The following is a 25,910-nucleotide window of genomic DNA, read 5'->3' as shown; positions in this document are numbered from 1 at the left end:
CTTGTTATTTGCTATAAAAATTGCTGTATGGATTTACGATAACGATAATAGAGTGTGATGTAAATACTACAAGTTGCTAAAAATAGCCATGGTGGAAGAAAGCGCATGATGGCAAAGGGCGTTTCAAATAAAAAAGCAAAAAGGAAAGCAGAACCTTCTTTATCCCATAAATCTGGGGTATAATATGCGCTTTTTATACTGAAAAAGGGAGCGACGTTATCGTTGCCATAAAAAATCATTAAGAAGATAAGAGAGAGTATTGCCCAATTGCTTGCATGTTTCATTAAACGTTTATATTTCGCAATGTGGGAATCATGATCTGAAAATAATTCATCATTACCATCTTTACTTTTTGTCCAATAAAAAGTGCCATCATATGATTTTTCTTTTACTATACGCCAGCCAAAATCCTCATGTAATTGCTTATAGGTAGCTTTCTTTTCTTTGCGAAGCTCCTGCTGACAATCAATCCGAATAACTTGTTCAAGATTTTCAGTAGGCTGAAATGTATAAATACCTGCTGAGTTTATGTGAGAGCATAGCCAACCCTTGGCTAACATTTCGTTTAACCAACGCTCTTCCTTTTCGATATCAAAAAAGATTTTAAACTTTATCATGTTCGCCAGCTCCCTCGTATAAAGATAAAATGCGCTGCAATCTTTGTTGCTCTGCCGCTAATATTTCTAGACCCTCTTCTGTGGTTTGATAAACCTTGCGTCTTGTATCCTGGGTCTCAACAGGCGCGATCCAATGATATTTTAATAAATTTTCAATGGCTCCATACATAGTGCCGGCAGCAATCCTTACACTACCTGCGCTCATTTCCTCGATTTTTTGCATCATGGCATAGCCATGTAGCGGTTCACGTAAGGCAAGTAGAATATAATGCATGGTTTCGGATAAAGGTAATAATTTATGTTTTTTCACATCTTCACCTCAGATATACAGTTGGACTATATAGTTTGATTATATATAGTTGAACTGTATATTTCAACTCTAAAAAAGACAATGCAAAAATGCATTGTCTTTAAAGTTTAGACAACAGCGCTTTTCACGCCTGTCCATCGCATAAATAATTTTTCGTTATAGGATAAGGCAAATTGTACGATTGGTCCAAGTCCAAATGCCATAAATACCGTACCGATGCCTATAGGACCGCCAAGTAGGAAGCCAATGATTGCAACTGTTACTTCCATTGTTGTACGAGAGCGAGTCACACTCCAGCCAAGCTTATGAACCATCATCAGCATGAGAGTATCACGCGGTCCAATACCTAAATTTGCTACCATATACATTCCACAGCCCCAGCCTAGTAACACTAACCCTGTAAGGTAAGAAATAAGTTGCATCCAAAAACCATCAATATCAGGTAACCAATAGTTGAAAATATCAATAAAAATGCCTGCCAAAAACATATCGATAAACGTTCCAGGTAAAGGGAACTTTTTCGTAATCAGCATATCAAACGCTAAAATAGCAAGTCCCAAAATAATGGACCATGAACCGATTGATAGGCCTACTGTTTTTGTTAAGCCAATATGTAGTACATCCCATGAGCCCACTCCAAAGAGTTGGCCTTTAATTGTTAATGTGATACCAAAAGAAAGTACGATAATGCCTGTTATGAAAAACAAACAGCGCGTAAAAAAAGCTTGTTTCATTTTTAACCCTCATTCATTCGAAAATTCCTGTTGTCCATCCAGTTATTATAACAATAGATTTTCAATATGCCCGAAGATTGTCATTTCACATTTTTCAAAAAAAGACCGTTTAGCTTTCTTGGGAGAGGGCAAAATAGATATATAGATGAAAGGATGGGATATTATGACTTCTGTACGTGATGAAATTTTAGAAGTGTTAAATCGAGAAAAGATTGGCACAATGGCGACTGTAGAAAATGGCAAACCTTACTCACGATACATGACATTCCAGCATGAAGATTTTGTATTGTATACAGTGACGAATAAGCATTCAGAAAAAATGGAAGAGCTGCGCAAAAACCCATATACCCATATTTTATATGGCTACGAAAATGGTGGCTTTGGTGATACGTATGTGGAAATAGAAGGAAGACTTACTGAAGTACATGAAGAAGGGATAAAAAATAAACTAGCCGAATTTTTTACAAGTATCTTTATTGGCAATCAGGATGAAATGGTGACATTAAAGATTGAGCCTATTCGTATGCGCTTGATGAATAAAAAAGGGCAACCACCTAAAGAGCTAGAATTTTCGAACGACCATTGATCAATGGTCGTTTTTTACTGATGTAGCGATAAATAGTTGCAATGGCTAGCATCTTTTTGGCATGATAGTTCTTAAAAGAAAAAGGAGTATAAGTTATGTCGATAAAATTACAGCAGCTAACACAAAATGTATTATCATCTCAAGGAAAATTAGAGGCAGATTTTATACTGAGAAATGCGCAAATTGCGGATGTTTTTTCGTTAACATGGCAAAAAGCAGATATCGTCGTGAAGAATGGTATGATTGTGGCTCTAGATCGCACGAATAAGTTTCACGCTAAACAGGAAGAGGATGCGGCAGGAGGCTATGTCATTCCTGGTTTAATTGATGGTCATATACATATTGAGTCTTCTATGTTGACACCAGGGGAATTTAGTCGCGTTTTACTTCCTCATGGGATTACAACGGTGATAACTGATCCTCATGAGATCGCCAATGTCGCAGGAGCAGAAGGCATTCAATTTATGCTAGATGATGCACAAAAGGCAGATATGGATATTTTTGTGATGCTGCCATCAAGTGTGCCAGGTACACAGTTTGAAAATGCAGGCGCTACACTAACAGCTAAGGATTTGGCTCCATTTCTACAACATGAACAGGTTCGTGGATTAGCTGAGGTGATGGATTTCCCAGCGGTATTAAATGGGCAAGAGGGCATGCTTCAGAAAATTTTATTATCGCAGGAAGCAAATTTAGTCATTGATGGGCATTGTGCAGGCTTACAAAGCGAACAAATTACAGGCTATCGAGCTGCGGGTATTCACACAGATCATGAATGTGTAACGGCTGAGGAAGCCATTAACCGTGTAGAGCAGGGGATGTATGTGCTAATCCGAGAGGGCTCAGCCGCGAAAAACTTACGTGACTTATTGCCAGCTGTCCAGTCACATAATGCTCGTCGCTTTGGTTTTTGTACAGATGATAAATATGTGGATGAGTTAATCGACGAAGGCTGCATCAATTATGATATCGCCATGGCAATAGCTGAAGGGATGCAACCATTGCAAGCAATCCAGTTAGCAACCGTTAACACCGCAGAATGCTATCGTTTATTAGATCGAGGTGTACTTGCACCAGGCTATAAGGCAGATTTTGTGTTAGTAGAGAATTTGTCAACAATGCAGGCAAAGGCCGTATGGAAAAATGGGCAGAAAGTGGCTGAAAATGGTAAAATGCTGACAAATCGTCAAGAGCCAGTTGTGCCTGCTCATATCCATCAATCTGTCCATTTACCAACCATTACAAAGGATAGGCTACAACTAGCATTCACAAAGGGTACAAAGGCGAATGTAATGGAGATTGTGCCGAATCAGCTAATTACCAATCATGTAATAATGGATGTACCTGTAAAGGATGGTTTTTTCGTCCCTTCTGTAGAACAAGATCTACTGAAACTAGCCGTCATCGAACGTCATCATCAGCTACACACGACAGGTTTAGGAATTGTTAAAGGCTTTGGCTTACAAAAAGGAGCAGTAGCCACAACAGTAGCTCATGATTCCCATAATGCCCTTGTTGTAGGAACAAATGATGAGGATATGGTCCTGGCGCTTACACGCATTCAGGAAATCCAAGGGGGCTTTGTGATCGTTGCGGATGGCCAAATTCTAGCGGAGATGCCATTAACAATTGGTGGCTTGATGACAGATGTACCAGCTCAACAGGCAAAGGAGCAGCTAGCAGGCTTGCACAGGGCATTAAAGACGCTTAATCCAACATTAGATTTCCATTTTTTACTAACGTTTTCTTTTGTGGCATTACCAGTTATTCCTACTTTAAAGCTAACAGATACAGGATTATTTGATGTGACAACCTTCCAGCATATCACGGTAGAAGCATAGATAAAAAAACGACCTACTAGCTTTCATTAAGCTTTTAGGTCGTTTTCTTATATTGCTTATTTAGTGCTAGCTCTCATTCACCATCATTTACGAACTATAAACATGCTTACAAGTCATTGTAATATGGAATTAGTCGTAAAATTAAGGATTGCGTGTTGATTAATTCAACCTCTTATTTGTAAGATATTTTCGTCTAAACATCCCTACTAAAAATACATACATTAATATATAAAAGGGGGTGAGATTGACAATGAAAAATAATGATCGATTTATGAAAATAGTTAGTATTCCTACTCCTTTATATGAATCATTATTAGGTCAATATTTTGTTGGGCAAACCGAATTAATTACCTTAAAAAAAGGAAGAAATGCGTGGGGAAGCTTAAGTAATCCTAAATATTCTAATGTGGATTTGTTTGTAAATGCGTTTACCATTACTAATTATTCTAAGCAACCTATTCTGGCTGAAATTTGGTTTAATGCAATACCTCCTGGGGATTCAATGATTTCTAAAAATGTAACGCCTACTAATACAGCCATTTATCCACCACCAAATCCAGACGTTAAAATTGAATTTGCTGAACTTGTTGAAGGGCACCCCTATAAAGGAGTAAATGCGTTTAAACGAATTGTTCCACCACAAAGTACTTTAGTAAGCGATGAAGATGGAAAATTTATTTTTCCATCTGGTGAATCATTTGTAATTTTTTTAGTTACACAGGACAATGAATGTATAGAGGCTGAGATAGCATTTGGGTGGTTTGAAAAAATGAAAAAATACCATTAAATAATAAGGATATTGTTAGTAGAATATAATTTATAGTGATATTAATTAGTTAGAAAAAAGAAGCTAAAGCTCTCAAATATCTATTGAGAACTTTAGCTGCTGTATTATTGACTAGTTAAAGCATTTTTTCGAATCTATCAATGGCTTTATTAAATTCATTGTGAGTTTCTGTTACAACTTTCTTCAAATCATGTGTAATATTATCGACCTTTTCCGTATCACTTTCTATAGTCATTACATTATATTCGATATTTCGAAGTGCATTATCAACATTCAGTGCTAATTTTCGTACCTCTTCTGCTACGACTTTAAATCCGAGACCTTTTTCACCAACACGTGCAGCCTCTATTGCGGCATTCAGTGCTAGGACATTTGTTTGTTTAGCGATAGTATGAATCACTTTTACAGTATCTCTAATTGCGTCAACTTCTTTGGCAAGTGATGCTACGGCTTTTATGTTTTCTTCTGAATTGGATACAACAATTTCTACTAACTCCTGAGGCATACTTTTTAGTTTAGCAATAATCTCTAAAGTATTGAATTCTCGATTTGTAATATCTGTTGAAATTTTTAATATGGAACTTACCTTATTATTGTCATTGAAAATGGGGAGGTAAGTTGCTTCAAGCCATATAGAATCGTTCATTTTACTTATTCTTTCAATTTTTCCTTCATATTTTTCTCCATTTAATAAACCTTGCCATAGGAGATGATAGTCTGGGCTTTGTATAAAATCCGGTTTACAAAACTTTTCATGACCCATCCCAATAACTTCATCCACCTGATATCCTAGAACCTCTGCAAATTTTTTATTAGCCCAAATCACTTTTCTATTCAAGTTAAACTCTACAAGGGCTAAATTTTTTTTCATTGAATCTACAATTGCATTTTCATTCATATGTTTTGTCTGAATATTCATATTTTCAAATCCTTATATTAGGTAGCTAAGCTAAATTTAATTCATACTTAATGATTATTAGATATGCAACATTACTTTTTCACTAGGTTTGTTATTGAGTTCCGTATTAAAGAGATCTATTTTAGGTAAAGGTTTCACTGCTAATTGTGCTAGACCATGCTTTTGTAGAATTCCATTAGAAGTAATACGTGCAGACTCCAAGATAATCGGTAAACCACTTCCTGGATGTGTACCACCTCCAACTAACCAGCTATTTTTTAATTCTTCAAATTTATTGTGAGGGCGGAATGTCAGCATCTGTGTAAGCTGATGACCTAGGTTAAAAGTTGCTCCTTTATATACACCTAAATTCTCTTCCCAATTTTTCGGTGAAATTATGTGTTCTTCTTCAATGTATTGCTCTAGATTTTCAATGCCAAGTTTGTCCTCAATTAACCCAATTAGCATGTTACGATAATCTTGTTCACAGGTATCCCACTCAATATGACTGAAATTATTAGGTACTGGTGCTAATACATATAGCGTAGATTTCCCTTGTGGGGCAACTGTCGGATCTGTTACAACTGCATTTTGAATGTAGATAGATGGATCATCCGACAACAATTTATGGTTAGTAATTTCTTCAACATTTTTTCGGTAATTTTTTGCAAACCAGATCGTATGATGGGGCAAATCAAATTTTTTATTGACACCTAGATAAAGCATAAAAGTAGAGCAAGAGTATTTTTTCTTCTCTAACTTTTCTTTAGTGTATTTTTTTAGAACACCAGGCTCGACTAAGTGAGTCATCGCATGACCAAAATCACTATTTATTATTACTTCATTAGATGCTATTTTTTCGCCATTATCTAAAATGACACCCTTTACCTTTCGATCATCCAACCAGAGCTTTGAAACGCCACAGTTCGTGTAGATCTCTCCACCATTTTCTCGTACAACCTTTGCCATTGCCTGTGTTAACTTATTAATGCCACCTGTAATGTGGTAAACACCATAAGCATGCTCAATAAAAGATAGAATGGAAAATGCACCAGGACTTTCCCACGGAGACATGCCTAAGTATTTTGCTTGGAAAGTAAAGGCAAGTTGTAATTCCTCTTGCTTGTAAAATCGTGAAAGCGTATCGATTAAAGATCTACCGATTTCAAGCTCACCCAATGCCTTTAAAACTTTTGGGTGTAGTAAATCTGTATAACGGTTCATGCTTGCTTGCAATACAGGTACTAACGCTTCTAATTTGTGATTAGTTTCCTTCATATATTTTTCAAAAGAGCCCTCATTGCCTGGAAATAGTTCATTTATTTGACGAATCATTTCCTCACGATCACGAGTCATTTTAATGCGCTTATCGTGAAAAATTAATTCATACATTGGATCTAGGTTTACTAGATCTATATAATTATGTATATTTTTACCGGCAAGCTCGAATATTTCTTCAATAATATAAAACATATTTAAAAATGTGGGGCCCATATCAAATTTATATTCTCCTAGCTTTATTTCACTTGTTCTACCACCAATATAGGGTTGTTTCTCGTAAACTTTGACATTAAATCCTTTAGCGCTAAGCAGCATTGCCGACGCTAAACCACCTGGACCAGCTCCTATAACAATAATCTCCTTTTTCATTGTGAAAAACCTCCGTATCTGCTATTTAGTCTTATAACACTACCTGTATTGAGTCATGATTTATAAATAGATAAAAATATTTATTTGTTGTACAAAAGTTATACAGTGATTATACAATTAGTGTACAAAAATGTGCAAACTATATATTCTTGAAATTTAAAAAATTATTTTATGGCTATTGCGTGCAAAAAAAAATCATAGACAAAAGCATGTGTAACCAATGCTTTCATCCATGATATTCTCGTTGAACTTCTCAATAAAATAGATTGTAAGAACAATGCCTTATTTAAACAGGGATAGCAGTATTAATAAACTTTTTAACTTTTGCTTATAGTACTAGTTCTAACCAAAACGTTAAACTCCTACTAAAAATAAATGTTATTTAGAGTGAGAGTTATTTATAACTTCATCAATAGTACTGGCAATAGCAATTGAATGTAAGGAATGTGTTTTTAAATACTCTTCAGAGCCAGCACCCCCCATATAAAATCGAATAGCAGGATGTTTTGCAGCGAAGTCATCTAATTGCTGAATGCTAGTAGGGTATAACTCAAATGGCCTTGTAGTCATAGCAGATAATAGAACCACCTTTGGTTTAAAATGTATGATTAAAGATTCAATTGCCCCAACAGCTGGAGAACTGCCAACAAGGAATGATCGCCAACCAGCCATCATTGCTTGCAACAATAAAATATGAAGTTGAACTTCATGATGCTCCCCTGGTAAGCATGCTCCCATTATAAGTGGTGCATCCTCTTTAGAGTGGTAATTCCTTCTTAATTGTACTAAATAATCTCTAACAATCATTGTAGTAACAGATTCTTGATACTCGGTCCATACCTGTTTTTCCCATAATCTTCCTACCTCTTGTAAGAAAGGAATAATCACATGAGATAGAAATTTGGCTAATCCTAATGAATGATTTGCTTGTTGCAGGAGTCGATTAAGTTCTACTTCATTGCAAAGTCTTCCTTCTTCCAATAAAAGATTACAGAAATGATCTACATTGTCGCTTATGGTCAACACTGTGGGGGTAACTGCCTCTAAAACATTTTGATTGCTAAGTACAATTGTCACTGCTTGTTTTATAGAATAGCCTTGGTTCGAAAGGCTAAGTACTTTTAAATAAAGCTGCACATCCTTTTCACTATAAACACGGTGTCCATTTTCTAATCTTTTGGGATGAACAAGTTGGTAGCGCTCTTCCCATTTACGTATCACTTGTTTGGAAAGTCCTGTGATTTCAGATACCTGCGTAATATTATATTGCCAATCTGTTGGTGTCATTATTTCCCTGCCTTTCTATAGCTAGTAACATTCATGATTGTGAGTATTTGTGTGCCGTAGTGCTTTCCGAAACCTTACAACTTTTCATATTATAATATAGATATTTAAAAGTTGTACAACAATTGTATAACTATAGTGGTTGAATATTGAATAACAGGGAAATAGGGGTGGGGAATTTAATGAGACAATTTGTTGTTTTTTCTTCCATACCATAATGAGTAGGCTATACGATTTTATAGATAAGCTAATGGCTTTAAATAATTTATTAATGTTATGTAAGCGGAGTAATTATAAGTTGGAATGGGTAATGAATATATTGAATTAGATGATGTATATGAGGGGGAAAGAACATGAAATGGCTTGCACTCATAAGTTATTTCGCCATGGTTATTATTAATGGACTAGCTAGTACGGTGGGGATTAATGGGAAAAAGACAGGTGAAATTTCTAATCAGGTAGATGTATTGTTTATTCCAGCAGGCTATGTTTTTAGTATTTGGGGCTTGATTTATTTTTTATTATTCATTTGGCTTGTACAACAATTTCGGTCTTCAACTACTAATCGTATAAATAGCAATCTGGGTCTCTTTGTAATCACTGCATTTTTAAATATCGCATGGTTGTTGAGCTGGCATTATGAATTGTTTATAACGTCCATTGTTATTATGGTCGGCTTATTGGTTCATATAATTTTTCTGTATGTAAGTTACCCGAAAGAGGATAATCATTTTTCAGGGAGAATTCCATTTTCTGTATATTTAGGGTGGGTTAGTGTGGCGTTGATGGCTAATATTAGCTTTGTGCTTAAATATTATGAGTGGGATGGGTTTGGGCTCTCGGAGGAAATATGGGCACAGTTATTACTTATTCTTGCGACTGTGCTAGCTACTTTTATACGTGTTTATAAGCAAGATGTATTTTTTCCATTAGTAATTATCTGGGCTTTTATAGGAATCGCTATCAAGAATGGAGAAGATGCAGGGAGTATTTTCTATATGCCATTTATATATAGTTTGTTCCTGGTAATTTGGATTTTCATTGGAAGGCCTAAAAGAATATAGTTAAAGTATCTATAATATTTGATAGAAAGCGTGCTTTGAAAAGAAAATTTATTTATAAAGAAATCCAAACTAATGAAGTGTTATGAGCTTCTGTGTAGTTTGGTTTTTTTGTAAAGATAGGTGACCTTTCATCCAATTCTTCTTATCCAATGATTAAAATGTATTCACTTTTTTGAATGTAGAAATAATGGAAATATAAAGGGAATGAGCTCTTTTTGTCGAATCTTCTTATGATGAAAGGAGTAATCAAGTTTTGCTTGTCACAAATTATTTTTATGATCTACCAGAAGAGACCAAAGAATCTATTTATTTATATGAATATAACCTTATATTGAGTAAAGAAGTTGAAATCATTCAATTACATCGAAAACGGTCAATTGTTTATGAAATGAAAAACAAAGGAATTATATTGAAAAAATTTTTATCTGAAGGAAAAGGGGATAACGATATTTACGCATTGTTGGAGTTAAACAGTAGTCCTTATTTTCCTAAAATTTATGCATATAAAAAAAGAGAGTTTTTATTTGTAGAAAAAGTGAATGGTAAAACTTTATCACAGGTTTTAAAAGAAGGTATAACTAACAACGAATTAAAAGAAATTGTTTTGAAAATGATTGAAGCAAAAAAAGATATGATGAATGTAGACAGATACGATTTTGATTTTAAATTTGAACATATATACTGGGATACGGAAAATAGCACTTTGAAATGGATTGATTTGGGGGCGTGTGTAAAAAACCCAATAGGATATTCTGAAGAAGAAAAAAAGAAACGAATTGAATATTGCATTAACCAAGTCAAACAACAATTTGCTAAATATGGGTATAGTTTGTTGGATAATTTAGAGGGGTTATAACTAACAATTGATTTCATTTTGTATCCTAGTTTAATTGAACATATTAAGTATGCATGCTAATTGTAATCGAATCTTTCGATTTATTTTATCGAAATAATCATCTTTATCGATTTGTGAAATCATAATAAGCTATTGATATACGGGGACACTAGTTAAAACTTTAAGGAAGTAGGGATACTAAATGTCAATAGCAGTTATTTACGGTGGAAATCGTCCTGATGGGAATGTAGAGACATTAACAAAATTAGTTACTCAAGGCCTAATGGTAGAAGAAATTTATTTAAAGGATTATTTAATTCAGCCGATCATTGATAAGCGTCATACTGAGGAGGGCTTTTCTAATATCAACGATGATTATAACGCCATCATTGACCGCATACTTCCGCATGATATTCTTATTTTTTCTACGCCTATTTATTGGTATAGCATGACAGGAATAATGAAGAATTTTATTGATCGATGGTCGCAAACTTTAAGGGATCCAGATTATCCTGATTTTAAGGCCCTGATGTCTTCTAAAAAAGCATATGTTATTGCAGTTGGTGGAGATGAGCCTTATATAAAGGGGTTACCAATGATTCAGCAATTTCAACATATTTTTGATTTTGTTGGGATAACCTTTGAGGGATATATTCTAGGAGAAGGAAACAAGCCAGGCGAGATCCTTCAAGATCTAAAAGCATTGTCTGCAGCTGATCATCTTAGAAAAGAATTACAATAAGTCGACCTTATTGGCTTTAGATGATATTGACTATTTTTATAGCACAATACAATGAAACGAATTTGGAGGGAAGAAGTCTCCAAATTCGTTTCTCTTTATATGATGAAAGGTTCTTTTGATGTTAGATATTTACTTGCGCTATTGGTAAATGCAGCCTTCTCTTTCTTTCAGCTACAAACTAGTGTATATTGGATTTTATTATCGAAAAGGATGAATGTTTTAACAAAAACTATCGAAGAAATAGATGAAGGGGTTCAAGTGATGGATATTAAGCAGCTTCAAACGTTTTTTACAGCAGCTGAAACATTAAGCTTTACACAGACAGCCCAGCTTCTTGACTACGCTCAATCGAGTATTACAGCTCAGATAAAAACATTAGAACAAGAGTTAGGTGTTCAGCTTTTTGAGCGGCTTGGCAAGCGTATTATTCTCACAGAAGAGGGCAAGCGTCTACAGCATTATGCAAAAAAAATGCTTGAGCTAGACCGTGAAATGAAAAAAGCTATATCCAATGAGCAGGAGCAAGTCCTATTGAAGGTAGGGGCACAGGAAAGTCAGTGTGTCTATCGACTACCAAGTATTTTAAAGCAATTTCAACAAGCACACCCGCAAGTGAAAATCATTTTCAAGCCTGTGCATACAACAGCTATTGCAAAGGATTTATTACAAGCTGGTAAACTTGATATTGCATTGATAACGGACACTTATCAGGAAACAGCCATGCTCAAGCGAGAGCGATTGATTCAGGAACAGCTTGTTTTTGTGAGTGCCCCCAAAGAAATTAGTCAGCCTCTATCGGCTCAACAAATTTCAACTGAAACGATGTTGTTAACAGAAACAGGGTGCTCCTATCGTAATCATTTAGAAGCACAGCTACAGCAAGAGGGTGTCAATCCCTTACAAATGATTGAATTCGCCAGTATTGAAGCAATCAAGCAATGTGTGATGGCAGGGTTAGGTATTACATTTTTACCTAAAATGGTTGTAGAGAAGGAGCTGGAAAGTGGGCAATTAATGGAAGTACCGTCCACAATTGATTTAGCGCCAATTTATACAGATATTGCATGGCATAAAGATAAGCATATGCATCCCTGTCTCGAAGATTTTATTGCCATCGCCAAACATAGCTATGAAGCTTTTAAGGATGAAAAAAGAGCCTGAATGATTCAGACTCTGTTACAAATTATTGCTGCTTGAGGGTACCCGAAAAATTGGTGCCTTCATTACGTTCAGCACGACAATCAATCTCGGACACCTTTAGGGCATTATTGGATAAACGTTCAAACTCGACAACACAACGATTGCCATTCGAGGATGTATTCATAAGGGCTTTCGTATTGCTTGTAATTGTGGCTGTGCCATTTACACTACCTGAAGCGGAGCCATCATTCGCCGTTAAAGCAATAGAAAAGCTCTTGTTTGTGGCATTGGAGATTATAGCATCACGGCGGTTAAACTCATTTGTACCCTTGCCCCATTTGTAGTAATAAGTATACACACCTTCCCATGCGCTTTTACTAGGAGTAGCCTGCTGTAATGATTTGTCGAGCTGGTTTTGAGCATTTTTTGCCCTATTATTTAAGGATACGTTGTTGGCATTCTCATGAATTGCTTGTGCATCCGCTGAAATTTCATAATAATTTCGTTCGTCCATACGATAGAGCATCGTAACAACTTGCGCACGGGTCATGTTGCTTGTCACGCCATAAAACTTTTGTAAATTACGCTCTTCATACTGTGGATTTAGCCCGGAAGAAATATAGGTATCAAGTAAAAATTGAATAGATTGATCTAAGCCCTTCTTACCGCTAGCTAAATGAGCAATAGCCTGTGCCACTACACCACGCTTCACAGTAGCCGCTCGGATTCGGTTATCGAAATAGCCATTTAAAGGGACCCCATAGCTTGCGAGCTGGTTATAGAAATCATCCGACCAGTTTGCCGAAGGCGTTTGCTTTTTTAATTCGTCGATGGGCGTTTCGAGCTCATAAAAATTGGCTAATAATTTTGCTAATTGCTGTTCAGTAATGGTAGCATTCGGTTTAAATGTACCGTCTGTAAAGCCATTAACAATATCATATTCTTCTGCCCATAAAATAGCTTCATATGCATAATGATCCTTTGATACGTCCCGAAAGCCAGCAGCTTGTACATTGCCTGCACTAGCTATAATCAGAATAGAAAATAATAATGTACCTATTAATTTTTTCATTTGTTGTCTTCATCCTTTCTTGCTCGCTTTAGTAATAGTTTGCAGGAAATGGATAAAAACTGCAAATTTTTCTAGTGAAAAAATAATCGCTGCCCTTTGTCGGGTAGCGATTATTTTATACGTCGTTATTGGGCTGTGTAGCCACCATCTACTGTTAATGTGTTCCCTGTCATAAATGTTGAATCGTCACATGCCATAAATAAAACAGCTTTCGCCATTTCCTCTGGTTGTCCTAGTCGTTGCATAGGTGTGATCTGACGTAATGGCTCCTTACTTTCTTCTGGGATAATTGGTGTATCAATAAAGCCTGGACATAGGGCATTGACACGAATCCCTCGCGTAGCAAATTCTAATGCTAATGAACGTGTTAAATTAATCACGCCTCCTTTTGCTGCATTATAAGCAGCTGATCCTGGCGAGCCAACCCAGCCATACATCGAAGCTGTATTAACGATTGTACCACCATTCGCTTTTAGCATTTCTTTGATGGCAGCCTGCGCCATTAAAAATACACCATCTAAGTCTACATTTACAGTTTGACGCCATTCCGCATAAGGAAGCTCCTCAGTTGGCGTAACACGACCAATCCCTGCATTATTAAAAAGGACATCGACTTTGCCAAATGCCTCAATAGTTGTTTGATAAATAGCTGCTACTTCCTGTTCATCCGTTACATTTGCTTTGATAAACATGGCTTCTGCTCCTGTTGCCTGTAGTTCAGCTGCAAATGCTTGGCCTTTTTCCTCGTTTAGGTCCACAAGCACCACTTTTGCTCCCTCTGCTACAAATAATTGGGCTGTTGCAGCACCGATACCAGAAGCACCACCTGTAATAATTGCGACTTTATCTTGTAATTTCCCCATACATGACACTCCCTTAAACAAACTTTTTTCTTGCACACTGTGTAAATCACGGTGTACTTTTATTGTAAAACGCCTGAAAACGGAAACAATCATTAATGTCGTAGTAAATATCTAACTAGTAGACATATGTGCCTGAAATGTCTAAAAGGGGGAAGTAAAATTGCCAAAATGGACACAAAGACAAGAAAGAACCCGCCGTCATTTTTATGAAGCGTTTGTCGATTTAATGAAACAACATGGTTTTCAAGCCATTACAGTGAAGGATATTGTAGAATGAGCGGGCTATAACCGTAGTACCTTTTATGTGCATTTTCAAGATAAATTTGAACTAGCAGAGAATTTGCTAGAACAAATGCTGAATGGTCTGGAAGTGGCAGTAGGTGAACCCTACCTATATGGAGAAAAGGTATACACGACAAAATTGAAAGCACCATCCTTTAATATTATTCATTACATTTATAGGCACCGTTTGTTTTTCGAGCTGCTGAATGTGGAAGATACGATTCCTGGGTTGCACACCCGTATGCCCTTAACGATCACAAAAATTTATCAAGAGCAATTTAAATTTGAGACGATCAATCAGCAGCCTGTTAACATGAACATGTTCAAGCATTATACTTCCTACGGCTTTTATGGATTGATGATGCAATGGATTGCAAGCGGCTATGAAAAATCAGAAGAAGCTTTAATCAAGGATATTATTGAATTAACAAAAACACATATTTATGCATTTGAATTTATAGGAAAGCCTCTAGAAAAAGAAGAATAAAAGTATATTAACATAAATCTATGTATTTTTATAAAAGAATCTCTAATGTCTGCATTAGGGATTTTTTTGTTTGGGCTAAACTAATTTTTGTATAAGAAAAAAATTTTTTTAAAGAAATTTTCATAAAGTAGTTGAATTTTCTTTGTATTAAGCATATATTTTTCCTAAGGGAAACAAAATATCTCCAAAGAAAGAAGAGTGCGTGAATGAAAGATTTAGGTGATTTCAAACTGACGATTCTTCCAATGGCCATTTTAATTATTTTAGCAATCGTATGGAAACTGACCGATTCAGTAGGCGCAGGTATGATGTTAATCCTTTTCTGGATAAGCTGGCGCCAGCTTATCAGGAAAATGAATATAAATTAAGGTATTGTGTGGAAAAAGTTAGGATATTGGCGTTGAATACGACTAGGGCGGGCATGACAACCAATTTACGGCTTGTCCGCCAATTGGTTACTTCGTAGTTTAGGCACTTTTATCAAACAATTGCTTAATAAAGAGAAAGTTGAGGTAGGAAAATGAAACAATGGTTAGGTGTGGTGGTATTATCACTCTCATTTCTATTATTTGGCTGTTCAGCAGAAACAGAGGGTGAAAAAGAAGGCATTGTGGTTGCAACCACAGGACAAATTGCAGATGCGATTAAAGAAATCAGTGGTGATCATTTACAGGTATCAGCATTGATGGGTCCAGGCGTAGATCCCCATCTCTACAAGGCGACTCAAAGTGATTTATCGAAATTGGATAAAGCAGAAGTCATTTTTTATAATGGCTTACATTTAGAAGGACAAATGCTCGATATATTTGAACAAATGGCGAAGGATAAAACGGTCTTGGCAGTGGGCGAGACATTAGATGAAAAGCAACTGCTTGCCAGTGATACGGATGCCATGCTCCATGATCCACATATTTGGTTTGATGTTGAGCTTTGGAAAGGTGTTGTCAAGGCAATCAGTACGCAGCTTCAGGAAGAATACCCTGAATTTAAAGAAGATTTTCAAACAAATGAAGCAGCTTACTTGAAAAAGCTGGATGATTTACAAAGCTACGCAGAAAAACGTGTGAATGAAATACCACAGCAACAAAGAATATTAGTAACGGCTCATGATGCATTCAATTACTTTGGCAGAAGTCAGGGATTTGAAGTACGTGGCTTGCAAGGACTGAGTACGGATTCAGAGTATGGTGTGAAAGATGTTCAGGAGATGGTTGATTTCTTAGTAGAAAATAAGATTAAGGCTCTTTTTATAGAATCCAGTGTGTCCGATAAGGCAATGAAAGCTGTTATTGAAGGGGCTAAGGAGAAAGGCCACGACATTGTCATCGGTGGGGAATTATTCTCAGATGCTATGGGAGCTGAAGGAACAACAGAAGGTACGTATATAGGTATGTATCAACATAACATCGACACGATCGTCGATGCATTAAAGTAGGTGAAGAATATGTATGCATTAACAGTGGAAAATCTATCAGTGGCGTATGATAAAAAAACAGTATTAGAAAATGCCTGTGTAACAGTGCCTACAGGTCATCTAGCTGCCATTATTGGCCCAAATGGTGCAGGGAAATCCACATTTTTAAAGGCCATTTTAAATCAGCTTCCTAATAAAGTGGGAAAGGTAGAAATTTTAGGGAAGGTGTTTGAGCCAAAGAGTTTAGTCGTAGGCTATGTGCCTCAGCGTAATGCGGTGGATTGGGATTTCCCAACAAATGCGTTGGATGTGGTGCTCATGGGGCGTTATGGCCATACAGGCTTATTTAAAAGACCGTCTAAGCAGGATAAAATTGTTGCTCGACAAGCTTTAGCAAGTGTTGGGATGCAGGATTTTGCAGAGCGTTCCATCGGGCAGCTTTCAGGAGGCCAGCAACAACGTGTATTCCTAGCTAGAGCCCTTGCACAAAATGCAGATATATATTTTTTAGATGAACCATTTGCAGGAGTAGATGCTGCGACAGAAAAAACGATTATTGATATTTTAAAGGATTTAAAGGCACAGGGAAAAAGTATTTTTGTTGTGCATCACGATCTTCAAACCGTCAAAGAATACTTTGACTATACGATTCTATTAAACAAAACGATTTTAGCATCAGGCGCAACGGAAGATGTTTTTACACCAGAGCAATTACAAAAAACATATGGTGGTAAACTTTTCATGATGCAGCATGTGTAAGGAGGGACATAATGTTAAGCGGTAACTTATTGTGGGTACTGAGTGGAACGATGTTACTTGGCATTGCAGCAGGCATCACAGGCACGTTCTCCTTCTTACAGAAACAAAGTCTAGTTGGGGATGCTGCTGCGCATGCAGCATTACCAGGTATTGCCCTTGCGTTCCTGCTAACAGGTCAAAAGGAATTGCCAATTTTAATGCTAGGAGCGGGCATTACATCTGCATTATCTGTGTATTGTATTCAATGGATTGTGTCATTTTCAAAAATGAAGGCTGACGCTGCCATTGGATTAGTCCTCACCGTATTTTTTGGTGTTGGTGTTGTATTTTTAACAGTGGTTAACCGTAGCCCACTGGGGAATCAGAGTGGTCTGAATAATTTTATTTTCGGTAAAGCAGCGACGATGACCAAGGCAGATTTATTGTGGCTCTTTATTAGTGCAACCATCATTATTGTGGTTAGTCTCTTGCTTTATAAGGAATGGAAACTACTGATCTTTGATCCTGTTTATGCAAAAGGGATTGGCTTACCAATAGAGGCTTTAAAGGCAACATTAACGGTTTTAATTGTCATGACAATTGTTACAGGTATACAAGCTGTTGGCGTTATTTTAATGTCAGCTTTATTAATTATTCCTGCTGCCAGTGCCAAGTTATGGACAAAAAAATTGAGCACAATGCTCATTTTAAGTGCTGCGATTGGAGGTATCGCTGGCATAACAGGAACCTTTATTAGTGCGATTCGAACAGGGTTATCGACGGGTCCTATAATTGTCTTAGTGGCAGCAGGTATATTCTTTCTATCGTATTTTATAAGTCCAACTGGTCAAATTAGTAAATATCGTAGGAAAATGCAATTTCGAAAGCAGGGTGATGTAGGATGATCGAATTTTGGGTTGTATTCACGGGACTGTTAGTTGGGGTAACTTGTGGAATTGCAGGTGTCTTCCTCATCTTGCGTAGAATGTCCATGATTGCAGATGCGATCAGTCATACAGTGCTCTTTGGCATTGTGATGGCTTACCTTATTACCCAAACGTTGAATGGTTTTTGGATGTTGGTAGGTGCTGCGTTTGCAGGGATTTTAACAGCCTATTTTGTGCAATTATTACATTCTTCTGGTATTCAAGAAGACGCAGCGATAGGCGTAGTGTTTACATCTCTGTTTGCAGCAGGTGTTCTCCTCATCACCTTATTTGCAGGCAATGTGCACTTAGATGTTGAGCATGTTTTAATGGGAGAAATTGCTTTTGTTCCTTGGGATAAATGGACATTGCTTGGGCTGGCAATGCCTAAGGCAGTATGGATGCTCTTACTAGTCCTCGTCATTAATATTGCGTTCCTACTCCTATTCTTTAAAGAAATGAAGCTTGCAACGTTTGACCCTGTGTATGCAGCAACCATTGGCATTCCCGTTGTCTTTCTTCATTATGGCTTTATGACATCGATTTCGTTTACAACAGTGGCAGCTTTTGATAGTGTAGGGGCCATTTTAGTGGTTGCCATGTTGATTGGGCCAGCTGCTACCTCCTATTTAATCAGCAAAACGATTAAACAAATGTTCGTCTATAGTATGCTGTTTGGAGCTGCTGCTTCCGTCATTGGCTATTATTTAGCGAAATTTTGGGATACCTCTATAGCAGGTATGATGGCAACAACAGTCGGCTTCATTTTTATCGTGACGTTCATCTGTCAAAAAATCGTTGAGCGTAGAAAAAAAGTACTTGTTCATAAACTAGAAACTTCTTAATGAAAAACGTCGTTTGATACGCCCATCAAACGATGTTTTTTCTTTTAAGGACAAGTTCAAACTTTTGAATGAGTACTACTTCTAGGAAAAATAGTATACTCGTTAAGATAAACTAGAAAGAGAAAGAATAGTAGCATCTAGCAAATTTTTCTATATTGTTATGTACGAATATTTAAAATTTTGTTACGATAAATTTTATGATAGCAACAAGGAGAACAGCATGTGGAGAAATCGAAACGTATGGATTATTTTATTAGGTGAATTTGTCGTAGGTCTCGGCTTATGGGCTGGCATTATTGGCAATTTAGCCTTTATGCAAGAGGTAGTACCTTCTGACTTTCACAAATCATTAATTATTTCTTGTGGTATTTTAGCAGGCTTAGTTGTTGGTCCAATGGCAGGACGTATCATTGACCAATCGAAGAAAAAAACGGTTGTCCAGATGGCGAGTATCGGACGCATCATCAGTGTTTTATTTATGTTTATCGCACTTTATACTAATTCGGTCATTTGGATGATTCTATTTTTAATCACGCTGCAAATAGCAGCAGCATTTTATATGCCTGCCTTGCAATCTATTATTCCCATGATTGCGAAGGAACAGGATTTAATTACATTAAATGCTTGGCAAATGAATGCGAGAACCATTTCAAGGATCATCGGTACAGCCGCTGCTGGATTTATGCTCAGTTTTTTTGAGTTAAAATGGTTATATATTATTTCATTTATTGTCTATTTAGGCATGTTTGTCATTACTAGTTTATTGCAATTGGATGAAGCATCTACTGAAACGATGACAAACAAAGAAAAAGGGAATTTTAAAGAAGTGTTACCGATGATCAAAGAGCATCCAGTCGTCTTGATGACGCTTGTCTTAATGTTAATTCCTACATTATTTTTAGGCTCTTTTAATTTAGTGATTATGAAAATATCTGAAATTCATCAATCTACCACAATTTCAGGATTATTGTATACGGTGGAAGGTATAGGATTTATGCTTGGTGCAGCTGGTTTGAAAATGATTGCTGACCGTGTACAAATGGGTACACTGCTTTTTTCATTAGCCTTTATTATCGGCTCAATGGAGCTCCTATTATTACTTGCAGAGACTCCATTTTTCGCTTTAGTGGCATTTGGCGTTTTTGGCTTTTCAGTTGGCTGCTTTTTCCCAACGACAATGGTAATTTTCCAAAAACAAGTACCCAAACAGTTTCATGGACGCTTTTTCTCATTCCGCAACATGATTGATTCCGTCGTCTTTCAAATCGTGCTTTTATCGACAGGTATGATGCTAGATTTAATTGGTTTAAGTGGTATGGGACTTGTTTTCGGAATCATAAGCTTAAGTTTAACCACTACTTTCTTATTTTACGCAAAGAAAAAGAATGTCGTTATGCATGCACATTAATATCATGTCCTTTATGCATGACACCAATTGGGGCATACGATAGAGGTATAAAAAGATGGTAGCATAGGAAAGGAACTGTCTAGATGGAGACGGTTCCTTCTTCATTAATTCAAGTAATCTTGTTTGATATACATAGAGAAAGAAGGTTGAAAAATGGTTGAAAAATCTCAAGAGTCAATTGCGTCCTATATTGAGTCACCAGAAAAACTAAAAAACCTATATAGGCGTGTACTGATAGTTGTTAGCTTATCCCAAATTTTTGGGGGAGCTGGACTTGCGGCGGGTATAACGGTAGGCGCTCTACTGGCACAACAAATGCTTGGAACGGATGCCTATGCGGGTGTACCCTCTGCATTATTTACGTTAGGCTCTGCGGGTGCAGCTTTCATTGTAGGAAAACTATCACAGCGTTATGGTCGCCGCATAGGCTTATCAACAGGTTTTATAGTGGGTGGACTTGGTGCAATAGGTGTAGTCCTTGCTACTTTAATGAATAGTATTGTGTTATTGTTTGCCTCTCTATTAATCTATGGAGCTGGTACGGCAACTAATTTACAGGCACGTTACGCTGGGACAGATTTAGCCAATAATAAGCAACGTGCTACGGCGATTAGTACAACCATGCTTATGACCACGTTTGGTGCTGTTTTAGGTCCGAATTTAGTAGAATGGATGGGAAAAGTGGCGCTGTCTATCGGTATTCCAGCTCTAGCGGGTCCATTTCTATTATCTGCTTTGGCCTTTATTATGGCGGGGCTTGTATTGTTTACTATGTTGCGTCCTGACCCGCTAGAAATAGCGAAAGCCATAGAGGCACATAAGCAAAAAATGAACAAAGAAAATCAAACACCATCCATGCCTATATCTAGCAATAAAAGAGGCCTAGCGGTAGGAGCAACAGTTATGGTCCTGACACAAATTGTCATGGTGGCCATCATGACAATGACACCTGTACATATGAAACATCATGGACATGGATTAGCCGAGGTTGGTATTGTGATAGGGTTTCATGTAGGTGCTATGTATCTGCCATCACTTGTCACAGGTATTCTTGTTGATAAAATCGGACGTACGGCAATGAGTATAGCTTCAGGTATTACGTTGCTACTCGCTGGCGTAGTGGCTGCATTTGCACCAAGCGATTCAATGGTGTTACTCATTGTGGCACTTTCTTTACTGGGATTAGGTTGGAACTTTGGCTTAATTAGTGGAACTGCTCAAATTGTTGATGCGACGGAGCCTTCTACCCGTGCAAAAACACAGGGGAAGATGGATGTTTTTGTGGCATTGGCAGGTGCATCAGGTGGTGCGCTATCAGGTATGGTAGTGGCGAATTCAAGCTATGCAGTGTTGTCCTTAGCAGGAGGGCTATTGTCGTTAGTATTGATTCCTGTTGTCATTTGGTCTAGGAGAGCAGCTTAAAAAGGAGAAGGGGAAATTGGACTCTAAGCTAATTATTATTCGAGGAAATTCAGGTAGTGGGAAAACGACAATTGCAAAGAAACTTCAGCATCATCTTGGACATGGTACACTTTTGATTGCGCAAGATGTTGTCCGACGTGATATGTTAAAGGTGCATGATCGAGAAGGCAATCTTTCTATTGAATTAATTCGTCAAATCGCAGAGTATGGTAAAGGTCGTTGTGAAGTTGTCATTGTAGAAGGAATATTATATGCCAGTCGTTATGGAGCTATGTTAAAGGATTTAATCCACTTCTATGATCAGAAGGCCAATACTTATTATTTTGATTTATCTTTTGAGGAAACCGTTATTCGTCATCATTCTAGCTCCAAAAAAAATGACTTCGGGGAAGATTCTTTACGTGCTTGGTGGAATCCGCATGATTATCTTGGGGTGGATGGTGAAACGCTGCTGACGGAAGAGATGTCACAGGATGATTTATTAAAATTAATGGTAAAGCAACTGTAGAAGTAACAAAAAACTTACCCTTTCTTAGGGTAAGTTTTTTCATAGTGTTGAAAAATTTCCGTGCAGGTTACATGCTTTCCTCTGGGCGAACACAGCTCCGTTTAGAGGTTACCTGTATCGCTATTCAAGAAGATTCAAGTAGCCTTCCACTCCAACCCATTAAAATGTTTCTTTTTTAGAAAAAATTTTCAAATAAAACAAAGGTGTTCACTACTCTTTATGGCGAGGGTAGTCACTCATCACTTCTCCACATTGGAAATAATCAACCTCTCGCCTTTTATAATTACCTTTATGGCGTGGACAGCACATTTTTTCAATTGGAACTATTTTATTGAATAAGCGTTACAATATTAAATCGTTAGAAAGCAAAGAGTAGGTACATATGTGGATTTAATAACAGAAAAATTAATCATGATTGCTTTATTTATTTTAATCATTCATGCGATTGAAACGCTTGCATATGCAGTTCGTTTATCAGGAGCACGTGTCAAATTACTAGCTTCGGCTTTATCTCTTTTTAATGTAATGGTCATGGTGTCGAGGTTAGCAAATATGATGCAACAACCATTCACAGGGAGCCTTGTTGATACAGCACCTACGGATAATGCCATGACATTTGTAGAACATCAATTTCGACTAATTATTGGAGCGGCTTCGCTTGGAACAATAGTAGGAATCTTACTTATTCCCACCTTTGTAGCCATTTTTTCAAGAGCTATCGTTCATTTGGCTGAGGAAAGAGGCTCAATCCCGGCTTTATTGAAAAAGGGCTTTACATTTGACTATGTAAGACGAGGGATTAAGCATATTCATACACCAAATTTTAGTTATTTAAAAGGCATTCGTCTACAGGATATACCGATTAAATTATTTGTCATCAATATTGTTATTACAGCTATCTATACGATTGGCGTTTTGTCTGCATTGTATGCCACATTATTAGTACCAGAATTAAAGACTACTGCTGTTATGGCATCTGGATTAATTAATGGCATTGCAACAATACTATTAATCCTATTCATTGACCCGAAAATATCCATTCTAGCAGATGATGTGATCAATAAGAGAGGAAGCTATCTAGACCTGAAAAGAATGTCTGTTATGATGATGTTCTCCAGATTTTTAGGAACCATTGTGGCACAGTTATTATTGATTCCAGGTGCTCATTACGTTGCATGGTTTGCAAAGTTAATTGCTTGATTAGAACCACTTCCTTTATATTTTTAGGAAGTGGTTTTTTAGGCCACAGCAATTAATCGTGAGGTGTGGTAGGGGAGAAGTAAAGAAACTATATAGTATAATGTGGGTGAATAATAGATTCGAAAAGAGGGGAACGAATGTATGCCGACGATACTTGTTGCGGATGATGATGCGAACATTCGTGAACTTGTTTGCCTTTTTCTGCGCAAAGACGGGTTCACTACAATGGAGGCAGGAGATGGTAAAGAAGCATTAGCCATCTACGGCTCAACACCTATTGATCTTGTTGTACTAGATATTATGATGCCAACGATGGATGGCTGGACACTATGTAAGGAGCTCCGCAAAACGAATACGGATCTTCCTCTTCTGATGCTGACTGCAAGAGGGGAAACATGGGAAAAAGTGAAGGGCTTTGAGCTTGGAACGGATGATTATTTAACAAAGCCATTTGATCCGTTAGAGCTAACTGTACGTGTAAAGGCACTTTTGAAGCGCTACAGGATTGGCCATTCGCAGACCATTCAACTTGGTCAAGTCACGCTGGACCGTCAGACCTATAAAATAATGAGAGGTAAAGATGTTATTTCACTACCGCTCAAGGAATTTGAATTATTATATAAGCTTGCCGAAACACCTGGACAAGTCTATACAAGAGAACAACTGATCGATCAAATTTGGGGGATTGATTATGCGGGAGATAATCGAACCATCGATGTACATATTAAGCGCCTGCGTGAGCGCTTCAACACCATCACTGATTTTCATATCGACACAATAAGGGGTCTGGGCTATAGGCTTGAGGTTGAGGAATGATTAAATCTTTATATACACGCGTCGTTTTAATCTTTCTAGTTGCTGTCATTGGGGGAACGGTTATCTCTTTTTTCATGGCAACATGGGTATTTAAAGATAAATTAAATGAAAACTTACAAATTCCCTTATTAAATTTTGGACAAGACATGGTACAAATTTTTAACACATTGCCATATCATGAAGCCGATCGTTTTATACGTGATATGCATCAGCTTGAGTCCTATCATGTTCGCATTTATGAAGAAACAGGGCAGTTTACGGCTTACGGAAAGCTTCATGGCAATCAGTTAGCCCCTGTAACAATGGAACAAGTACAAGCTGTACTGGATGGAGAGGTCATTCAAGTAATTCCAAGTGGTATTTCATCCATACTTGTCGGCATACCTCTAACAACTGAAATGGGAACGAGAGCGATGTTTATCCAAACGATTGCTTTACCTTCAACCTCTTTTTCCATCAAGTTGATTCTGAATTTTGCTACTTATGCCCTTGTTATTGGAAGCGTTGTGTTTTTAGTTGCAGCGATGTTTTTAGTCAAGCCAATCAAAAAACTAACACAAGCCACTAAACATATTGCTGGTGGTGATTTCAATGTCGAATTAAATATTAAGCAATCAGGGGAGTTAGGTACGTTGGCTAAAAGCTTTGAAGATATGGCGGAGGAGTTACAGCAGCTAGAGCAAATGAGGAGAGATTTTGTATCGAATGTGTCCCATGAGGTGCAGTCTCCACTTACCTCCATTTCTGGTTACGCATTAGCACTGAAACAAGTTGATGTAACGGATGACGAGAAAAACCGTTATCTTGATATCATCATTTCGGAGGCCAATCGAATGTCTAAGATGAGTGATAGCCTTTTAAAGCTGAGCTTACTAGAATCAAAGACACAGCCAATGCATCTCGATACGTTCAGTCTAGATGAACAAATTAGACGTGTCATTGTCTCCCTCCAGCCTCAATGGTCCTCTCGCAATATTGATTTTGAGCTCCAGTTGAAGGCTGTTCGCCTCATGGCTGATTACGATCAATTACATCAGGTATGGACAAATATTCTTACGAATAGTATTAAATTTTCAAGTCCTAATGATACGATTGAGATCAGCATGAAGCAAAGTGCAAATCATGTGATAGTCCGAATAACGGATAGAGGCATTGGGATTTCTTTAGAGGATCAGCAACGTATATTCGAACGGTTTTTCAAGGCTGATCGTTCTCATAGTCACAAGTATGAAGGAAGTGGGATGGGGCTTGCTATCGTGAAGCAAATCGTTTTACTACATCGAGGAGAAATTGAAGTCGAGAGTGAGCTTGGGCATGGAACGACAATGATTGTCAAATTACCTATTACCTTAAATTAAAGAGAGCATGTTACGACTCCTATACAGATGTCGTAACATTTTTTTGTTGTTCATCTTGTGTTCATATTGTCGTCATTCGGAAG

General features: G+C 37.2%; 26 protein-coding genes and 1 pseudogene. 19 read left to right on the top strand and 8 right to left on the bottom strand.

Annotated features, from left to right (window positions below; translation table 11 throughout):
* Positions 1–11: 11 nt before the first annotated feature.
* The 3 genes from AC1RFD_RS08560 to AC1RFD_RS08550 form a co-directional block, all read right to left on the bottom strand.
* A complete protein-coding gene (locus AC1RFD_RS08560) occupies positions 12–617 on the bottom strand; it encodes a DUF2812 domain-containing protein (RefSeq protein WP_492474824.1) in 606 nt (201 codons plus the stop codon).
* Positions 604–891 carry a PadR family transcriptional regulator gene (locus AC1RFD_RS08555; protein ID WP_054550495.1) on the bottom strand — a complete coding sequence of 96 codons (288 nt, stop codon included), beginning with the start codon at positions 889–891 and terminating at the stop codon, positions 604–606. Before AC1RFD_RS08555 ends, AC1RFD_RS08560 begins: the two co-directional genes overlap by 14 nt.
* A gap of 143 nt (positions 892–1,034) precedes the next feature.
* Positions 1,035–1,661 (bottom strand): YczE/YyaS/YitT family protein, encoded by a 627-nt coding sequence (locus AC1RFD_RS08550; RefSeq protein WP_004230690.1) that lies wholly within the window; start codon positions 1,659–1,661, stop codon positions 1,035–1,037.
* A gap of 163 nt (positions 1,662–1,824) precedes the next feature.
* On the opposite strand from AC1RFD_RS08550, the gene AC1RFD_RS08545 reads away from it, so the two are divergent.
* The 3 genes from AC1RFD_RS08545 (at position 1,825) to AC1RFD_RS08535 (ending at position 4,875) form a co-directional block, all read left to right on the top strand.
* Positions 1,825–2,247, top strand: coding sequence for a pyridoxamine 5'-phosphate oxidase family protein (locus tag AC1RFD_RS08545; protein WP_492474823.1), 423 nt, complete (start codon positions 1,825–1,827; stop codon positions 2,245–2,247).
* 95 nt (positions 2,248–2,342) lie between these two features.
* On the top strand, positions 2,343–4,088 hold the full coding sequence (gene ade / locus AC1RFD_RS08540) for an adenine deaminase (RefSeq protein ID WP_492474822.1): 1,746 nt from the start codon (positions 2,343–2,345) through the stop codon (positions 4,086–4,088).
* 250 nt (positions 4,089–4,338) lie between these two features.
* The gene (locus tag AC1RFD_RS08535) at positions 4,339–4,875 is read left to right on the top strand and encodes a DUF6143 family protein (protein WP_004230683.1); all 537 of its coding nucleotides are present in this window, start codon (positions 4,339–4,341) and stop codon (positions 4,873–4,875) included.
* A 115-nt stretch (positions 4,876–4,990) separates the two neighbouring features.
* Here AC1RFD_RS08535 and AC1RFD_RS08530 read toward each other — a convergent pair whose 3' ends face one another.
* The 3 genes from AC1RFD_RS08530 to AC1RFD_RS08520 all read right to left on the bottom strand — a co-directional run bounded on the left by AC1RFD_RS08530 (position 4,991) and on the right by AC1RFD_RS08520 (position 8,710).
* On the bottom strand, positions 4,991–5,794 hold the full coding sequence (locus AC1RFD_RS08530) for a methyl-accepting chemotaxis protein (RefSeq protein WP_269898259.1): 804 nt from the start codon (positions 5,792–5,794) through the stop codon (positions 4,991–4,993).
* Between the two features lie 57 nt (positions 5,795–5,851).
* Positions 5,852–7,423, bottom strand: coding sequence for a phytoene desaturase family protein (locus AC1RFD_RS08525; RefSeq protein WP_054550456.1), 1,572 nt, complete (start codon positions 7,421–7,423; stop codon positions 5,852–5,854).
* A gap of 378 nt (positions 7,424–7,801) precedes the next feature.
* Positions 7,802–8,710 carry a MerR family transcriptional regulator gene (locus tag AC1RFD_RS08520; protein WP_492474821.1) on the bottom strand — a complete coding sequence of 303 codons (909 nt, stop codon included), beginning with the start codon at positions 8,708–8,710 and terminating at the stop codon, positions 7,802–7,804.
* Positions 8,711–9,060: 350 nt separating this feature from the next.
* On the opposite strand from AC1RFD_RS08520, the gene AC1RFD_RS08515 reads away from it, so the two are divergent.
* From AC1RFD_RS08515 to AC1RFD_RS08500, 4 genes are all read left to right on the top strand, one after another.
* Complete coding sequence (locus AC1RFD_RS08515) at positions 9,061–9,771, top strand: TspO/MBR family protein (RefSeq protein ID WP_492474820.1); 711 nt, start codon at positions 9,061–9,063, stop codon at positions 9,769–9,771.
* Positions 9,772–10,024: 253 nt separating this feature from the next.
* On the top strand, positions 10,025–10,627 hold the full coding sequence (locus AC1RFD_RS08510) for a hypothetical protein (protein ID WP_054550453.1): 603 nt from the start codon (positions 10,025–10,027) through the stop codon (positions 10,625–10,627).
* 181 nt (positions 10,628–10,808) lie between these two features.
* Entirely contained in the window at positions 10,809–11,348 is a 540-nt protein-coding gene (locus AC1RFD_RS08505; RefSeq protein ID WP_492474819.1) for a flavodoxin family protein, read from the top strand.
* Positions 11,349–11,609: 261 nt separating this feature from the next.
* Complete coding sequence (locus AC1RFD_RS08500) at positions 11,610–12,509, top strand: LysR family transcriptional regulator (protein ID WP_279495302.1); 900 nt, start codon at positions 11,610–11,612, stop codon at positions 12,507–12,509.
* 22 nt (positions 12,510–12,531) lie between these two features.
* On the opposite strand, the gene AC1RFD_RS08495 is transcribed toward AC1RFD_RS08500, so the two are convergent.
* Positions 12,532–13,560 carry an S-layer homology domain-containing protein gene (locus AC1RFD_RS08495; protein WP_054550451.1) on the bottom strand — a complete coding sequence of 343 codons (1,029 nt, stop codon included), beginning with the start codon at positions 13,558–13,560 and terminating at the stop codon, positions 12,532–12,534.
* Positions 13,561–13,685: 125 nt separating this feature from the next.
* Positions 13,686–14,423 carry an SDR family NAD(P)-dependent oxidoreductase gene (locus AC1RFD_RS08490; protein WP_016991666.1) on the bottom strand — a complete coding sequence of 246 codons (738 nt, stop codon included), beginning with the start codon at positions 14,421–14,423 and terminating at the stop codon, positions 13,686–13,688.
* 160 nt (positions 14,424–14,583) lie between these two features.
* On the opposite strand from AC1RFD_RS08490, the pseudogene AC1RFD_RS08485 reads away from it, so the two are divergent.
* The 12 genes and pseudogenes from AC1RFD_RS08485 (at position 14,584) to AC1RFD_RS08430 (ending at position 25,827) form a co-directional block, all read left to right on the top strand.
* Positions 14,584–15,192: pseudogene (locus tag AC1RFD_RS08485) on the top strand (TetR family transcriptional regulator).
* 206 nt (positions 15,193–15,398) lie between these two features.
* Positions 15,399–15,560: a hypothetical protein gene (locus tag AC1RFD_RS08480; RefSeq protein WP_492474818.1), complete on the top strand. Its 162-nt coding sequence runs from the start codon at positions 15,399–15,401 to the stop codon at positions 15,558–15,560.
* Positions 15,561–15,712: 152 nt separating this feature from the next.
* The gene (locus tag AC1RFD_RS08475; RefSeq protein WP_048392424.1) at positions 15,713–16,627 is read left to right on the top strand and encodes a metal ABC transporter solute-binding protein, Zn/Mn family; all 915 of its coding nucleotides are present in this window, start codon (positions 15,713–15,715) and stop codon (positions 16,625–16,627) included.
* Between the two features lie 9 nt (positions 16,628–16,636).
* Positions 16,637–17,365 carry a metal ABC transporter ATP-binding protein gene (locus AC1RFD_RS08470; protein ID WP_048392425.1) on the top strand — a complete coding sequence of 243 codons (729 nt, stop codon included), beginning with the start codon at positions 16,637–16,639 and terminating at the stop codon, positions 17,363–17,365.
* Positions 17,366–17,376: 11 nt separating this feature from the next.
* Entirely contained in the window at positions 17,377–18,249 is an 873-nt protein-coding gene (locus AC1RFD_RS08465) for a metal ABC transporter permease (RefSeq protein ID WP_421927222.1), read from the top strand.
* Positions 18,246–19,115, top strand: coding sequence for a metal ABC transporter permease (locus AC1RFD_RS08460; protein WP_492474817.1), 870 nt, complete (start codon positions 18,246–18,248; stop codon positions 19,113–19,115). Before AC1RFD_RS08465 ends, AC1RFD_RS08460 begins: the two co-directional genes overlap by 4 nt.
* 220 nt (positions 19,116–19,335) lie before the next feature.
* Positions 19,336–20,523 carry an MFS transporter gene (locus tag AC1RFD_RS08455; protein WP_054550446.1) on the top strand — a complete coding sequence of 396 codons (1,188 nt, stop codon included), beginning with the start codon at positions 19,336–19,338 and terminating at the stop codon, positions 20,521–20,523.
* Between the two features lie 153 nt (positions 20,524–20,676).
* Positions 20,677–21,945 carry an MFS transporter gene (locus AC1RFD_RS08450; RefSeq protein WP_112118420.1) on the top strand — a complete coding sequence of 423 codons (1,269 nt, stop codon included), beginning with the start codon at positions 20,677–20,679 and terminating at the stop codon, positions 21,943–21,945.
* Between the two features lie 16 nt (positions 21,946–21,961).
* Positions 21,962–22,453: a kinase gene (locus AC1RFD_RS08445; protein WP_048392706.1), complete on the top strand. Its 492-nt coding sequence runs from the start codon at positions 21,962–21,964 to the stop codon at positions 22,451–22,453.
* Between the two features lie 411 nt (positions 22,454–22,864).
* Positions 22,865–23,653, top strand: coding sequence for a lipid II flippase Amj family protein (locus AC1RFD_RS08440; protein ID WP_054550492.1), 789 nt, complete (start codon positions 22,865–22,867; stop codon positions 23,651–23,653).
* 141 nt (positions 23,654–23,794) lie between these two features.
* On the top strand, positions 23,795–24,469 hold the full coding sequence (locus AC1RFD_RS08435; RefSeq protein WP_112118421.1) for a response regulator transcription factor: 675 nt from the start codon (positions 23,795–23,797) through the stop codon (positions 24,467–24,469).
* Complete coding sequence (locus tag AC1RFD_RS08430) at positions 24,466–25,827, top strand: sensor histidine kinase (protein WP_054550443.1); 1,362 nt, start codon at positions 24,466–24,468, stop codon at positions 25,825–25,827. The genes AC1RFD_RS08435 and AC1RFD_RS08430 overlap by 4 nt, the downstream gene beginning before the upstream one ends.
* Positions 25,828–25,910: the final 83 nt, after the last annotated feature.

Source organism: Lysinibacillus sp. GW823-FHT02G10 (assembly GCF_058797135.1).
This window is presented reverse-complemented; position numbering and strand designations above follow the sequence as displayed.